Below are 13,572 nucleotides of genomic sequence, written 5' to 3' on the forward strand. Positions count from 1 at the left end.
CGATCAGGAAGGCAGCCCCCTTCATGTCCGCAGCACCCCCTTCCCCCGCTTCAACGGATTCCCCCTCCTCACCCGCGTCCCCGCCCGCGCCGCTGCATCTCGCGGTCGCCCTCGACGGGGCCGGCTGGCACCCGGCCGCCTGGCGGGAGCCCGAGGCCCGCCCCCAGGACCTGCTCACGGCCGGCTACTGGACCGACCTGGTCACCGAGGCCGAGCGCGGACTGCTGGACTTCGTCACCTTCGAGGACGCCTTCGGGCTCCAGTCCTCCCGGCCCACCGAACCCGACGGGCGCACCGACGAGGTCCGCGGACGGCTGGACGCGGTGCTCATCGCCGCCCGCGTCGCACCGCTGACCCGCCACATCGGACTGGTACCGACCGTCGTCGCCACCCACACCGAGCCGTTCCACATCTCCAAGGCGATCGCCACCCTGGACTACGTCAGCACCGGCCGCGCCGGCCTGCGGGTCCAGGTGTCGTCCCGCCGGCACGAGGCGGCGCACCTGGGCCGCCGTACGCTGCCGCAGTTGCCGGCCGAGGCCTTCCAGAACGCGGCGGCCCTGACGGACCCGGTCGTACAGGAGCTGATCGCCGAGCTGTTCGACGAGGCCGCCGACCACATCGAGGTGGTACGCCGCCTGTGGGACAGCTGGGAGGACGACGCGGAGATCCGCGAGGCCGCCACCGGGCGCTTCGTTGACCGCGACAAGCTGCACTACATCGACTTCGAGGGCCGGCACTTCAGCGTCAAGGGCCCCTCGATCACCCCCCGGCCGCCCCAGGGCCAGCCGCCGGTCAGCGCGCTGGGGCACGCGAGCGTTCCGTACCGGCTGATCGGCCGGTCGGCCGACATCGGCTATGTGACCCCCCACGACAGCGACCAGGCCCGTGCCGTCGTCGCCGAGATCCGCGCCGCGCAGGCCGAGGCCGGCCGGGCGGACGAAACCGTGCACATCTTCGGCGACCTCGTGGTGTTCCTCGACGACGAACCCGGCGCGGCGGCGGACCGCAAGGCACGCCTGGACGGCCTCGCGGGCCACCCGTACACCAGCGACGCGAAGGTGTTCACCGGCACCCCCGGGCAACTGGCCGACCTCCTCCTGGACTGGCAGCGGGCCGGACTCACCGGCTTCCGGCTGCGCCCCGGCGCCATCGGCCGCGACCTGGAGGCCGTCACCCGGGGCCTGGTGCCCGAACTCCGGCGCCGCGACGCCTTCCGGCACGCGTACGAGGCCGACACCCTGCGCGGGCTGCTCGGACTCGCCCGCCCCGCCAACCGCTACGCCACCGTCTGAGCCGGAGGGATCTTCCGACCATGAGCAAGCCCCTGAAGCAGATCCATCTCGCGGCCCACTTCCCCGGCGTCAACAACACCACCGTGTGGAGCGACCCCGAGGCGGGCAGCCACGTCGAGTTCAGCTCCTTCGCGCACTTCGCGCGGACCGCCGAACGCGCCAAGTTCGACTTCCTGTTCCTCGCCGAGGGCCTGCGGCTGCGCGAACAGGGCGGCCGGATCTACGACCTGGACGTGGTGGGCCGGCCCGACACCTTCACCGTGCTGTCCGCGCTGGCCGCCGTCACCGAACACCTCGGCCTGACCGGCACCATCAACTCCACCTTCAACGAGCCGTACGAGGTGGCCCGCCAGTTCGCCAGCCTGGACCACCTCTCCGGCGGCCGCGCCGCCTGGAACGTCGTCACCTCCTGGGACGCCTTCACCGGCGAGAACTTCCGCCGGGGCGGCTTCCTCCCGCAGCAGGACCGCTACTCGCGGGCGCAGGAGTTCCTGCGGACCGCCGAGGAGCTGTTCGACTCGTGGCACGGCGACGAGATCGTGGCCGACAAGGAGTCCGGCACCTTCCTGCGCGACGCGCGGGCCGGCGCGTTCGTCCACCAGGGCCGGCACTTCGACATCGCCGGCCAGTTCAACGTCCCGCGCAGCCCGCAGGGCCGCCCGGTGATCTTCCAGGCGGGCGACTCCGACGAGGGACGCGAGTTCGCGGCGGCCGGCGCGGACGCGATCTTCAGCCGGTACAGCACCCTGGACGCGGGCCGGGAGTTCTACGCCGACGTCAAGGGCCGCCTCGCCCGCCACGGCCGTAGCCACGACCAGCTGCTGATCCTCCCGGCGGCGACCTTCGTGCTCGGCGACACCGACGCCGAGGCACGGGAACTGGCCCACGAGGTACGGCGGCAGCAGGTCAGCGGCCAGACCGCGATCAAGTTCCTCGAACAGCTGTGGAACCGCGACCTGTCCGGCTACGACCCCGACGGGCCGCTGCCCGACATCGATCCGGACCTCGGGGAGCACACGATCGCCCGGGGACGGGCCAGCGTACGGATGTACCGGGACCCGCTGGCCACCGCCCGCGAGTGGCGTGAGCGCGCCGAGGCCGAGAAGCTGTCGATCCGTGAGCTGGTCATCGCCACCAGCGCCCGGCAGTCCTTCGTCGGCTCGCCGGCCACCGTCGCCGAGACCATCAACTCCTTCGTACAGGCCGACGCGTCCGACGGATTCATCCTCGTCCCGCACATCACCCCCGGCGGCCTGGACACGTTCGCCGACACCGTGGTCCCGCTGCTGCAGGAGCGGGGCGTGTACCGGCGCGAGTACACCGGCACCACCCTGCGCGACCACCTCGGCCTGGCCCTCCCCGCCGTGGGCGGCGCGGAACCGGCCGAGCGGCGGGCGGCATCGTGAAGTTCCTGGCCATCACCCTGATCGTGCACGCCCCGGACCCGGTGACCGGCGTCCTGAAACCGACCACGGAACGCTTCCGTGAGGTGATCGGCAACGCCCTGCTCGCCGAGGAACTGGGCTTCGACGGCTTCGGAGTCGGAGAGCGTCACGAACGGCCCTTCATCTCCTCCTCGCCGCCGGTCGTGCTCAGCCACATCGCCGCCCTCACCTCGCGGATCCGGCTGTTCACCGCCGTCACGACGCTCAGCCTGCTCGACCCGGTACGCGCCTACGAGGACTACGCGACCCTGGACCACCTGTCCGCGGGCCGCCTCGACCTGATCATCGGCAAGGGCAACGGCACCGCCCAGCGCGAGTTGTTCCACGTCACCCCCGAGGACCAGTGGGACCGCAACGCCGAGAGCTACGAACTCTTCCGCCGGATCTGGCGGCAGGACACCGTCACCGCCGAACCGCGCTTCCGCCCCGCCCTGGACGGCGCCGAGGTGTGGCCCAGGCCCCTCCAGCAGCCCATCCGGGTCTGGCACGGCAGCGCGACCAGCCGTGAGTCGGTCGACCTGGCCGCCCGCTACGGCGACCCGCTCTTCTCCGCCAACGTCACCCATCCGATAGGCCCGTACGCCGAACTGATCCGCCACTACCGGGAGCGCTGGGCGCACTACGGACACGACCCGGCCCGGGCCGTGGTCGGCGCGGGCACGGCCGGCTACTACGCCGCCCGCACCTCGCAGCAGGCGATCGCCGACTACCGGCCGGTCTTCGAGGGCCATCTCGGCTTCCAGAAACGGCTGGGCGTCGAGCCGGTGTTCGCGACCCTGGAGGACTTCGTCGAGCGCAGCTCGGCGCTGATCGGCAGCCCCGAGCAGGTGATCGAGAAGGTGCACCGCTACCACGAGCAGTTCGGGCACAGCGTGCTGCACCTGCACGCCGACGCGGGCGGTCTCACCGACGGTCAGCACCGCGCCGCGCTCGAACTCTTCCAGTCCGACATCGCGCCCGTACTGCGGCGGGAGATCCCCGACCCGCCGTTCCCCTGGGCCCCGGCCCTCGCCGGTCCTACCGCTGAGCCCGCTGACGGGTCCGTATCCGGGCCCGGTCCCGTGTCCGTGCGCACCGACGCCTGAGGAGCCCCGATCATGTCCGGTATACCTCTCGGGGTCCTCGACCTCGTCCCGATCTCCTCCGGCTCCACCGCGCCCGAGGCACTGCGCAACACCATCGACCTCGCGCAGCGGACCGAACACTTCGGCTACGCCCGCTACTGGTTCGCCGAACACCACCTCAACCCCGGCGTCGCCGGGACCTCGCCCGCCGTGCTGCTGGCCCTGACGGCCTCGGCGACCTCCACGATCCGGATCGGCTCCGGTGCGGTGCAACTCGGCCACCGCACCGCCCTGTCCACCGTCGAGGAGTTCGGCCTGATCGACGCCCTGCACCCCGGACGGCTCGACCTCGGCCTCGGCCGGTCGGCCGGCCGTCCCCCCAAGGACGCCGGACCACCCCCGCCGACCACGACCCCCGTCGTCGACGGGCGGGCCCCCAACGGACTGCTGATCCCGCCGCGGTTCTCCTTCGAACATCTGCTCGGCTCGCCCCGGGTGGCCCTCCAGCAGCGGATGCTCCGCCAGCCGAACGCCGAGGCCCAGGAGTACGGCGAACAGATCGACGACATCCTGGCCTTGCTGCGCGGCGACTACCGCGACGAGAACGGCACCGAAGCGCATGTCGTCCCCGGCGAGGGCGCCGAACTGGAGGTGTGGATCCTCGGCAGCAGCGGCGGGGTCAGCGCCGACGTCGCCGGGCGAAACGGCCTGCGTTTCGCGGCGAACTACCACGTCAGCCCGGCCACCGTACTGGAGGCCGCGGAGGGATACCGCGCCGCGTTCCAGCCGTCGGAGGAGCTCCACAAGCCGTACCTGAGCGTCTCCGCCGATGTCGTCGTCGCCGAGGACGCCGCCACCGCCCGGGAACTGGCCACCGGTTACGGCCTGTGGGTCCGCAGCATCCGTACCGCCGAGGGCGCCATCGCCTTCCCCACCCCCGAACAGGCCCGCGCCCACACCTGGAGCGACGCCGACCGCGCCCTGGTCGACGACCGCCTCGACACCCAGTTCGTCGGCTCACCCGGCCAGGTCGCCGACCGGCTCGAACAGCTCCAGGAGGCCACCGGGGCCGACGAGTTGCTGATCACCACCATCACCCACGACCACGCCGACCGGGTCCGCTCCTACCAGCTCCTGGCCGAGGAGTGGCACCGCCGCTGAGCGGCCGGGGCCGGCTGACCGGGGAGGCGGGCGCGGCCGGGCTCTGTGAGGATCACGGCATGGTCGTCGAACGCGTGCGGGGCTGGGCCTCCCGGTGGAGCACCATCGTGCCCCTGGCGGCTCTGCCGGTGCTGGCGGGAACCTGGGGGCGCGAGCCGCCCGTCGCCGTGGTCGTGGTGGTGGCCTTCTTCCTGGCCGGGGCGGTGCTCGCGGCCGTGCACCACGCCGAGGTCGTCGCGCACCGGGTGGGCGAGCCGCTGGGCTCGCTGGTGCTGGCGGTCGCCGTGACCGTCATCGAGGTGGCACTGATCGTCACGCTGATGGCGGACGGCAGCGAGAAGAACAGCACCCTGGCCCGGGACACCGTCTTCGCCGCGGTGATGATCACCTGCAACGGGATCCTCGGCGTCTGCCTGCTGGTCGGCTCGCTGCGGCACCGGGTCGCGGTGTTCAACAGCGAGGGCACCGGTGCCGCCTTCGCCACCGTCACCACGCTGGCCACCCTCACCCTGGTCCTGCCGAGCTTCACCACCAGCTCACCGGGCCCCCGGTTCTCCTCCGGCCAGCTGGTCTTCGCCGCGGTGGCCTCGCTGGTGCTGTACGGGGTGTTCGTGCTCACCCAGACGGTGCGTCACCGCGACTACTTCCTGCCCGTCGACCGGGCCGGGGAGCCGATCGACGCCGACCGGCACGCCGAACCGCCCAGCGGCCGGACGGCGCTGTCCAGCCTCGGCCTGCTGGCCGTCGCACTGGTCGTGGTGGTCGGCCTGGCCAAGGTGGAGTCACCCACCATCAAGGAGGGCGTACGCGCCGCCGGGCTGCCCTCCTCCGTGGTGGGCGTGGTGATCGCACTGCTCATCCTGCTGCCCGAGACGATCGCCGCGGTGCGCGCGGCCAGGCTGGACCGGGTCCAGACCAGCCTCAACCTCGCGCTGGGCTCCGCCATGGCCAGCATCGGGCTCACCGTGCCGGCGGTCGCGCTCGCGTCCCTCTGGCTGCCGGGCCCGCTGGTGCTCGGGCTCGGGCCGAGCGACATGGTGCTGCTGGCTCTCACCGTGGTGGTGGGCACCCTCACGGTGGTCCCCGGCCGGGCGACCCCGTTGCAGGGCGGCGTGCACCTGTCGGTCCTCGCCGCCTACCTGGTCCTCGCGGTCAACCCCTGACCACCGCTCGCGGGACCGGCCGGGCCCGGACCGGCCCCGGTATCATGGCGGTACTGAGCCGTCGTACTCCGGCGGTCCCGACCCGGTGGGGGTACACCATGCCGTCGACGCCGCCCCGCGAGACCTCCGCGACCTCGGAGGACACCGCGCCCGTCGCGGACGCGTCCGCCGCCCTCCGTTCCGCGCGCTTCGGCAGCCTTCCTGCCCGGATACCGCTCGCGCGGACCGTGGAGTCGCAGCCTTCCGTCCCGCCGAACGACCCCTGCTTCGGGCGTGACCCCGACAACGACTGGCTGGTCCGTTACTGCGCCTGACCCTCGTGTGGGGCCGCGTGGGCCCGTACACGGCGGCCCCGTTTCCGTTCAGTGGGCGAAGACCCGGGTCTCGGCGTCCTCGATGATCTCCGCCGGAGTGGGCGGGCCGTACAGCAGGGAGACGATGCGTTCCGCGCTCGGATCGCCGGAGCGGCGGGTGCGCTCGACGGCGTCCTCGACGTCGTAGCGGGTGGTCCTGAGCGCGACGTCGGGGCCGAGCAGGGCCCAGTAGGCGGTGCCGGGTTCGCCCTCGTGGAAGGGCAGGCCCACGCTGCCGGGGCCGACGCTGCGCCGGCCGGCCACGGCCCGGTCGAACTGCAGGTGCGTGTGGCCGCTGACGATCGTCGGCGCGTCGACGGCGGCGGCCAGTTCGGCGAACCGTGCGGCCGGCGTCCCCGGGGTGATGAGTTCATGGTCGCTTCGGGGTGAACCGTGGCAGAACAGCACCGGACCGAGGGCGTCGACGCCGACGACGACACTGAACGGCACCCCGGCCAGGAACGCGACGGCCTCGGGCGAATGCCGGGCGGGAATCCAGGACTCGCGCGGTGTGGTGGGCCGTCGTACGGCCGTGGCGATCTCCAGGGCGTAGCGGTCCCCGTTGCCCCGCACGCACAGGGCGCGCTCGCCCAGCGCGGCGATCAGCTCGTACGTCCGCTGCGGTTCCGGGCCCCAGGTCAGGTCACCGCACAGGACGACGAGGCCGGCGCCGGCGACATCCGGTTCGGCGAGCACGGCTTCGAGGGCGGGGATGTTGCCGTGCACATCGGACAGCACGGCGACCCGGGCTACCGGGCCGTACCGCACGGGCGCCCCCTCCCACTCCGCCGGGCCGTACAGCGTCGTACCGTCGTCCATCGCCGTGTCCTTCCCCCCAGGGGCTCCCGCCGCTGTCCGGCGGGGCCACGGTCAGCGCAGTGCGGCGCGCAGCGAGGTGATCCGGGCCACCGCCGACAGGAAGTCGGCGGTCGCGAGCGACCCGTCGTCGAGCGCGGCGGCCAGCGCCGTGACGGCGGCCTCGCCCTGGCTCACCTTCTGCGCCGAGCACAGCAGCAGGTCCATTCCGGCCTCGGCCGCCAGCAGCGCCCGCCGCCCGGTGCTGTACGAAGCGCTCAGGGCGCCCGCCTCCAGGGCGTCGGTGATGGTGACGCCACGGAAGTCCAGGCGGGAGCGGAGCTCCTTGCGGACCACGGTCGCGGACAGCCCGGCCGGATGGTGCGCGTCCAGCGCCGGATAGACCGCCCAGGAGACCATGACCAGCCGCACGCCCGCCGCGATGGCCGCCTTGTACGGGGCCTCGTCCACGGAGCGCAGCGTCGACAGTGACTGGCCGAGCCTCACCGGCCCGGCATCGGTGTTCTGGTCCGCCGCCGCGGCGCCGAGACCCGGGAAGTGCTTCGCGGTGGCGGCCACCCCGGTGGCCTGCTGGGCGGTGACGAACGCCGCGCCCAGCCTGCCGACCTGTGCCGCGTTCTTTCCGTACGAGCGCTGGTAGCGGTCCATGAAGTCGCCGGCCTCGCGGTAGACGTCGAGCACCGGGGAGAGGTTGAGGTTCATGCCCACCCCGGCGAGGTTCTTCCCGGCGCCGGTGCCCGCGGCCGTGGCCGCCGCCAGGGGGTCGGCGGCCTGCCCGACCTGCTTCTCGGACAGGACCGGTTCCCCGGGAAGGCGGCGCACCAGCCCGCCTTCCTGGTCGGTCATCAGCAGCAGCGGCAGGCTGACCGGGCCGGCGGCGTGGGCCTCCACCAGCTGCGCTATGACGGAGGCGATCTGTGTCCTGCTGCTGATGTTGCCGCCGAAGAAGATCACCCCGGCCACCTCGCCCGCGCGGATCCGCTTCAGCAAACTCGCCGGGGGTGTGAGGCCGGGGTAGGAGTAGATCACCCGCTGTCCGGCGAGCTGGCGGTTCGTCAGGTGCTGGGGGGTGCCACCCGGTGAGGCCATGGCGGCCGGTGCCGAGGTGTCGATCACCAGTCCGGCCACCGCGGCCCCGGCCCCGGCCAGTACGGTCCGGCGCCGGGTGAGCGGTGTGCCCGGTACGGGTCTGCGCATGAGCTGCCTCCGGATCGGATCCTGGGCCCGCTCTCAGGAGCCCCACCTCCGATCATGGTGGGCCCGGGACCCGGGGCCAAGACCTCGGCGCGGTGGAACCTGCCGGCTTCGCCGGCCGGCCCGCACTCTGTTGCGAGGCCGCCCTCAGTCGGGGGCGGGCGCGGGGGCGGGCACGGGGCCCGGGCCGACGGGTTCCGTCACCCGTCGGGTCCGGGCCAGGTCGAGCAGGATGAAGACGAGCCCCGTGGCGGCGAGCGCCAGGGAGGTACGGGAGGCGGTGACCTCCTTCACCGCGAGGCAGGTGATGAGGGCGCCCGTGAAGGCCGTGCCGACGACGACGTCGACGAGATCCGCCTCCCCGGTCCTGAGGCTGCAGCCGCCCGCGGTGAGGGCGACCAGGCACACGGTGAGGAATTCCCGGCCCAGGCCGCCCGGCGTGGCGGCCTGGATATGTGCCGTGTACAACAGTCCCGCGAGGACGGCCAGCAGGAAGGCCGGGACGAAGACCAGCAGGGCGGGCCTGATCCACCCGGTGTCGTCGGGCCGCAACCGGGCCTCCAGCGCCGGTCCGCAGAACGCCGTCACGGCGAACAGACCCACGGCGAAGAGGAAGACACCGGGAAACCACAGGTCCTGCGACCCCAGCGCGGTCAGGGCCGGCGCATAGGTGTTCACCGGTCGGGACACGACCTCCGCGACCAGCTGGTCCGCGCCGATCAGCACAGCGGCCGCCGACACCATGGCGTAGCCCAGCCCGGCGTTGAGCACCAGATAGCCGCTCAGCAGCGCGAACGGCAGGGCCACCGCGAGCGCGATCAGCACGCCGAGCACCATCCGCCCGTTGCCCGTCGTGCTGTTGACCCCGATGATCGCCGCGCTCAGCCCGGCCACCCCGATCGTCGCCGGCTCGACGTGCCCGCTGCGCAGGAGCAGGAACTGACCCAGCGCGAGGACCCCCGGCACCGTCGCCGAAGCCGCGACGACCTGCAGCACCGTGCCGGGATGACCGACCTGGTCGCAGGTCGTCACCACCAGCACAATGGTGGCGGTGGAGACCAGGGCGAGCCAGAGGCGCTGCCCCTGCCGGGTGCCCGAAGCCGCAGCGGTCACGTTTCCCCCTGTCACGTGTACCTCGTGACCGCACACGCTACGGATGCCGCACGCGCCCCGCAGGGCTTTCGCACCGATTCCGGACGACGGCCGTCCTACGCACCCGCAGGCGGACAGAGGTTCGGCCCGTTCTCGTTGCCGAAGTTGCCGCCGAACCGGGCGGCGGTGGCGGGGGCGCCCAGTGCGGTGGGGCCGAAGGCGATGGTGGCGGTGGTGGTGAGGCCGGTGGTGGCGCCGCGCAGTGACCAGACGGCGCCGGCGGCGTTCTCCTCGGGGGCGGAGACGGCGAGGTCGGCCCGGGCGTCGGGGGTGCAGCACCCGGTCCGGCTGCTGTGACGGGCGGATGGTTGTGCGCCGGCCTGCTGGCTTTATTGCGCCGTCCGGTAGCACTCGCCCCCTTCGGAGGGCCCTGATTCGCGGTGAGTGGTGGGTCGAGGCTTCCTCCCCGGACAAGAGATGTGAGGATGGGTCCATGAGTAATGTGTTTTTCGACGTCACGATCAACGACCAGCCCGCTGGACGGATCGTCTTCAAGCTGTACGACGACGTGGTCCCGCAGACCGCGAGGAATTTCCGTGAGCTCGCCACCGGCGAACACGGCTTCGGCTACGAGGGCTCCGCGTTCCACCGGGTCATCCCCGACTTCATGCTCCAGGGTGGCGACTTCACCCGGGGCAACGGCACCGGTGGCAAGAGCATCTACGGTGAGAAGTTCGCCGACGAGAACTTCCAGCTGAAGCACACCAAGCCGGGGCAGCTGTCCATGGCCAACGCGGGCCCGAACACCAACGGCTCGCAGTTCTTCATCACCACCATCGTCACCGACTGGCTGGACGGCAAGCACGTCGTCTTCGGCGAGGTCGTCGAGGGCATGGACATCGTGAAGACCATCGAGGGCCAGGGCTCGCGGACCGGCGCGACCAAGAGCGTCATCAAGATCGCGAAGTCCGGCGTCGTGGACCAGTAGCCTCCGACACCTGCCGCTCGCCGAAGTCTCTGCCGCCGCCCCCGCGGGGCCGGCGGAGGCCTCGGCGGGCGGCCCAGCCCAGCCTGTACGTCAGTCCGCCTCAGGCCGGGCCCGAGGCGACGCAGAACTCGTTGCCCTCCGGGTCGGCCATCACCACATGGTGCCCGTCGGACTCCTCCAGCACCCTGCCGCCGGCCTTCACCAGCCGCTCGGCCTCGCTCCTGATCCGGGCCCACCGCTCGTCGGGGCCGCCGTGCCCCGGCACCCGGACATCGATGTGGAGCCTGTTCTTCGCCTTCTTGGGCTCGGGCACCTTGAGTATCGACAGCCGGGGGCCGACGCCGTCGGGATCACAGAGCCACGCACCGTCGTCCTCCGAGTCGTCCTCCGGCAGGTCGAACTGCGCCAGCCACTCCTCCCGGGTGCTGAAGGGAGCGGGCGGCGGCTCGTCGATGTAGCCCAGCGCCGACTTCCAGAAGGCGGCGAGGAGTTGTGCGTCCGTGCAGTCAAGGGTGAGATCGATGCGGGCGGCCATGACACGAACGTACATCGGGCCACTGACATCGCCCCGGGGGTCCGGGCCCGCGATGCGCCCGGACCCCCTCGTACACGCTCCCGCCGGAGGGGCTATGGACGGGTCGCGCGGGTCCGGATGACGACGAACGCCGCGGCGCCCAGGCCCAGCAGGCCGACGACCAGGCCGGCGATGCCGATGCCGCGTGCGGTGGAGTCGTCGGCGGATGCCGATGCCTTGGCCGCGGCGGGGGCCGGGGAGGACGAGGACGCCTCGGCCGTCTTCGCGGAGGAGCTGTCGGCGGTCGCGGTGAGCTTGAGGACGGGGGCCGGGTTCTCGGCTTCGTCCTGGCCCTCCTGGGGTTGCTCGATCCAGCGGGCGACCGTGCCGTCGGAGTAGGTCTGCAGGGTCTTGAAGGCCAGTTCGCCGGTGTCCTCGGGGAGTTGGCCGAAGGCCACGCTGAAGTCCTGGTACTGGCCGGGCTTGATGGAGCCCTTGGTCCAGGTGATCTCCGAGACGGCCTCGGTGATGGTGCCGTCGTCGGTCTTGACCGGAGTCGTCAGCTTGGCCTTCGTCGTGGTCGCCGTCCAGCCGGGCAGCGGGTTGACCAGGACACCGAGGACGGGGTGGTCGGTGGGGAAGAAGACCTGGACCTTGCTGGTGCCCGCGCCGTCCTCCTCGTTGGGGACGCGGAAGGTGATGGTGCCGTCCGTGGCGCCCTTGGCGTAGCTGTCGGGGTGGACGGTGACGTGCGCGAAGGCCGGGCCGGCGACGGCCAGGACCGCGGTCGCGGCGAAAGCGGTGACGGCCGCGGCTCTGAGCGGGCCGGACCGGGCGGTGGTGGGGGCGGATGCCATGGGGGTGCTCCGTACGGGGACATGGGTGGGTGCGAGGCGCACAGGACGCGGGGCGGAACCCGCGCCGGGCGGCCCCCGCCGGGAGACCGCGTGGCGCAGCTCGGACCTCGGTACGGGCGCGGGGCGGCGTGCCGCCACGGCCGGGTCGGCGCAGGGCACGACGGGACCGGTACGGCCGCGCCACCAGGCGGCGAGGCCCGGGGCGAGCGCCCCGGCCCGGCGCAGCAGGGACCAGAACGCGGCCTCACCCCGGTACAGCCACCACGACGCGAGCAGCGCGGCCAGCAGATGCGCCACCGCGCCGTGCGCGGTGAAGGCGTGCCCGCCGGGCCGGGCCGCCATCGGCATACCCGGCATGGGCATCGCGCCGGTACGTGGGCCCGTGGAGCCGAAGGCGAGGTGCAGCGCGGCCTGGACGGTGAGCATCGCGCCGCTGATGCCGCGCAGTGAACGTTCCCGCCCGCCGAGCGGACCGGCCAGGGCGGTGACGGCGAGGAATCCGCAGCCGTCGGCCCACACCGGCGGAGTGGTGCCCACGGCCAGCCGGTGGGCGGCGGCGGACAGCGTCACGCACATCGCGGCGAAGACCGCCGCGCGCACGATCCGGACCGCCCAGGAGGCGTTCATGACGCCTGGGCGCCCTGCTGCCCGGGGGTGTGCGTGCCGGCTGACGGTCGCTCCTCGTGCCGCGGTGGGAGTGGGTGCGGTGGGTCTCTGGCGACGAGTACGGGACCACGGCCACGATTGTTCAGGGCCACGTTCGCACGGCGGACCCGCGCCTGCCCGATCCGGCCGCGGTACCCGGCTGTCAGCGGCGGGCGATGGTGATGATCTCCCGGCTGGAGGCGGTAACGGGTTCGCGGTTCCAGTCGCCGTACTGTGCCTCGATCTCGAAGCCCGCCTCGGCGAGGAATCCGTTGAGCGCGGCGACATCGAGAAACCGCAGGCTTTCGCCGAGGACACGCAGTACGGTGCCGTCCGGCGCGGCCACCGTCCCGCGGAGTGTGACCACGTCGCCGATGATGGAGTCGACGTCGTGCCGATACCGCAGGGCACGGCCGGAGTGATCGACGAGCCCGACCACGTCATCCGGGTTGGAGGAGGTCCACTCGTCCCAGGCCCGCGCCTGCGGGTGCCGCGTCTCGAACGCGAAACGACCACCTCGGCGCAGGGTGCCGTGGATCGCGGCGAGCGAAGCACGCACGGCGTCGTCGGTGAGCAGGTCCTGGAAGGCATGGCCGGTCATCGTCACAAGATCGAAGCCGGCACCGCTCCTGGCGTCTGCCGCGGTGCCCTCGACCCACTCGACGTCGGCCCGGCGCCGGGCCCGGTCCAGCGCGGCGCGGTCCGGGTCCAGGCCGGCAAGCCGGCCGTGATGGCCACGCTCACGTGCGACGCGCAGCATGGCGCCGGTGCCGCAGCCGACGTCCAGGACCGACCCCGCGCCCATGACCAACGGGAGGTAGAAGGGGGCCTCGGGCCTCCGGCCGGGATCCCACGGGTTCAGCAGGTCGTACAGCGCGGCAACCTCGGCATCGGAGAACACCGCGACAGCGTCCGCCACCCAGCGCGTGCCGGCAAGCGATGCCGAGCACCGCGGGCCCGCACCGCGCGGGCCCGCGACGGATGT

14 protein-coding genes are annotated in these 13,572 nt (G+C 72.7%); 8 read left to right on the top strand and 6 right to left on the bottom strand.

What is annotated here, in order from left to right; translation table 11 throughout:
• Positions 1-23 precede the first annotated feature (23 nt).
• The 6 genes from RWE79_RS36005 (at position 24) to RWE79_RS36030 (ending at position 6,442) form a co-directional block, all read left to right on the top strand.
• Entirely contained in the window at positions 24-1,295 is a 1,272-nt protein-coding gene (locus RWE79_RS36005) for an LLM class flavin-dependent oxidoreductase (protein ID WP_475944462.1), read from the top strand.
• A gap of 20 nt (positions 1,296-1,315) precedes the next feature.
• A complete protein-coding gene (locus RWE79_RS36010; RefSeq protein ID WP_475944464.1) occupies positions 1,316-2,701 on the top strand; it encodes an NtaA/DmoA family FMN-dependent monooxygenase in 1,386 nt (461 codons plus the stop codon).
• Positions 2,698-3,825 carry an LLM class flavin-dependent oxidoreductase gene (locus RWE79_RS36015; protein ID WP_475944466.1) on the top strand — a complete coding sequence of 376 codons (1,128 nt, stop codon included), beginning with the start codon at positions 2,698-2,700 and terminating at the stop codon, positions 3,823-3,825. Before RWE79_RS36010 ends, RWE79_RS36015 begins: the two co-directional genes overlap by 4 nt.
• A 12-nt stretch (positions 3,826-3,837) precedes the next feature.
• Positions 3,838-4,965, top strand: a complete 1,128-nt coding sequence (locus tag RWE79_RS36020) for an LLM class flavin-dependent oxidoreductase (protein ID WP_475944468.1) — start codon at positions 3,838-3,840, stop codon at positions 4,963-4,965.
• Positions 4,966-5,024: 59 nt separating this feature from the next.
• Positions 5,025-6,128, top strand: coding sequence for a calcium:cation antiporter (locus tag RWE79_RS36025; protein WP_475944470.1), 1,104 nt, complete (start codon positions 5,025-5,027; stop codon positions 6,126-6,128).
• A 98-nt stretch (positions 6,129-6,226) separates the two neighbouring features.
• Complete coding sequence (locus RWE79_RS36030) at positions 6,227-6,442, top strand: hypothetical protein (protein ID WP_475944472.1); 216 nt, start codon at positions 6,227-6,229, stop codon at positions 6,440-6,442.
• A gap of 48 nt (positions 6,443-6,490) precedes the next feature.
• On the opposite strand, the gene RWE79_RS36035 is transcribed toward RWE79_RS36030, so the two are convergent.
• The 3 genes from RWE79_RS36035 to RWE79_RS36045 all read right to left on the bottom strand — a co-directional run bounded on the left by RWE79_RS36035 (position 6,491) and on the right by RWE79_RS36045 (position 9,604).
• On the bottom strand, positions 6,491-7,300 hold the full coding sequence (locus RWE79_RS36035) for a metallophosphoesterase family protein (protein WP_475944474.1): 810 nt from the start codon (positions 7,298-7,300) through the stop codon (positions 6,491-6,493).
• 51 nt (positions 7,301-7,351) lie between these two features.
• Positions 7,352-8,494 (bottom strand): glycoside hydrolase family 3 N-terminal domain-containing protein, encoded by a 1,143-nt coding sequence (locus RWE79_RS36040; protein ID WP_475944476.1) that lies wholly within the window; start codon positions 8,492-8,494, stop codon positions 7,352-7,354.
• Positions 8,495-8,638: 144 nt separating this feature from the next.
• Positions 8,639-9,604 (bottom strand): hypothetical protein, encoded by a 966-nt coding sequence (locus RWE79_RS36045; RefSeq protein WP_475944478.1) that lies wholly within the window; start codon positions 9,602-9,604, stop codon positions 8,639-8,641.
• 144 nt (positions 9,605-9,748) lie between these two features.
• Here RWE79_RS36045 and RWE79_RS36050 point away from each other — a divergent pair, with 144 nt between their 5' ends.
• Together RWE79_RS36050 and RWE79_RS36055 are read left to right on the top strand one after the other, a co-directional pair.
• Entirely contained in the window at positions 9,749-9,940 is a 192-nt protein-coding gene (locus RWE79_RS36050) for a hypothetical protein (protein WP_475944480.1), read from the top strand.
• Positions 9,941-10,076: 136 nt separating this feature from the next.
• Positions 10,077-10,571 (top strand): peptidylprolyl isomerase, encoded by a 495-nt coding sequence (locus tag RWE79_RS36055; RefSeq protein ID WP_475944482.1) that lies wholly within the window; start codon positions 10,077-10,079, stop codon positions 10,569-10,571.
• Between the two features lie 100 nt (positions 10,572-10,671).
• On the opposite strand, the gene RWE79_RS36060 is transcribed toward RWE79_RS36055, so the two are convergent.
• From RWE79_RS36060 to RWE79_RS36070, 3 genes are all read right to left on the bottom strand, one after another.
• The gene (locus RWE79_RS36060; protein WP_475944484.1) at positions 10,672-11,106 is read right to left on the bottom strand and encodes a VOC family protein; all 435 of its coding nucleotides are present in this window, start codon (positions 11,104-11,106) and stop codon (positions 10,672-10,674) included.
• A gap of 92 nt (positions 11,107-11,198) precedes the next feature.
• Positions 11,199-11,942 (bottom strand): YcnI family copper-binding membrane protein, encoded by a 744-nt coding sequence (locus RWE79_RS36065; protein WP_475946321.1) that lies wholly within the window; start codon positions 11,940-11,942, stop codon positions 11,199-11,201.
• An 808-nt stretch (positions 11,943-12,750) separates the two neighbouring features.
• Complete coding sequence (locus RWE79_RS36070) at positions 12,751-13,488, bottom strand: class I SAM-dependent methyltransferase (protein WP_475944485.1); 738 nt, start codon at positions 13,486-13,488, stop codon at positions 12,751-12,753.
• Between the last annotated feature and the right edge of the window lie 84 nt (positions 13,489-13,572).

The organism is Streptomyces sp. RLA131 (genome assembly GCF_056270125.1).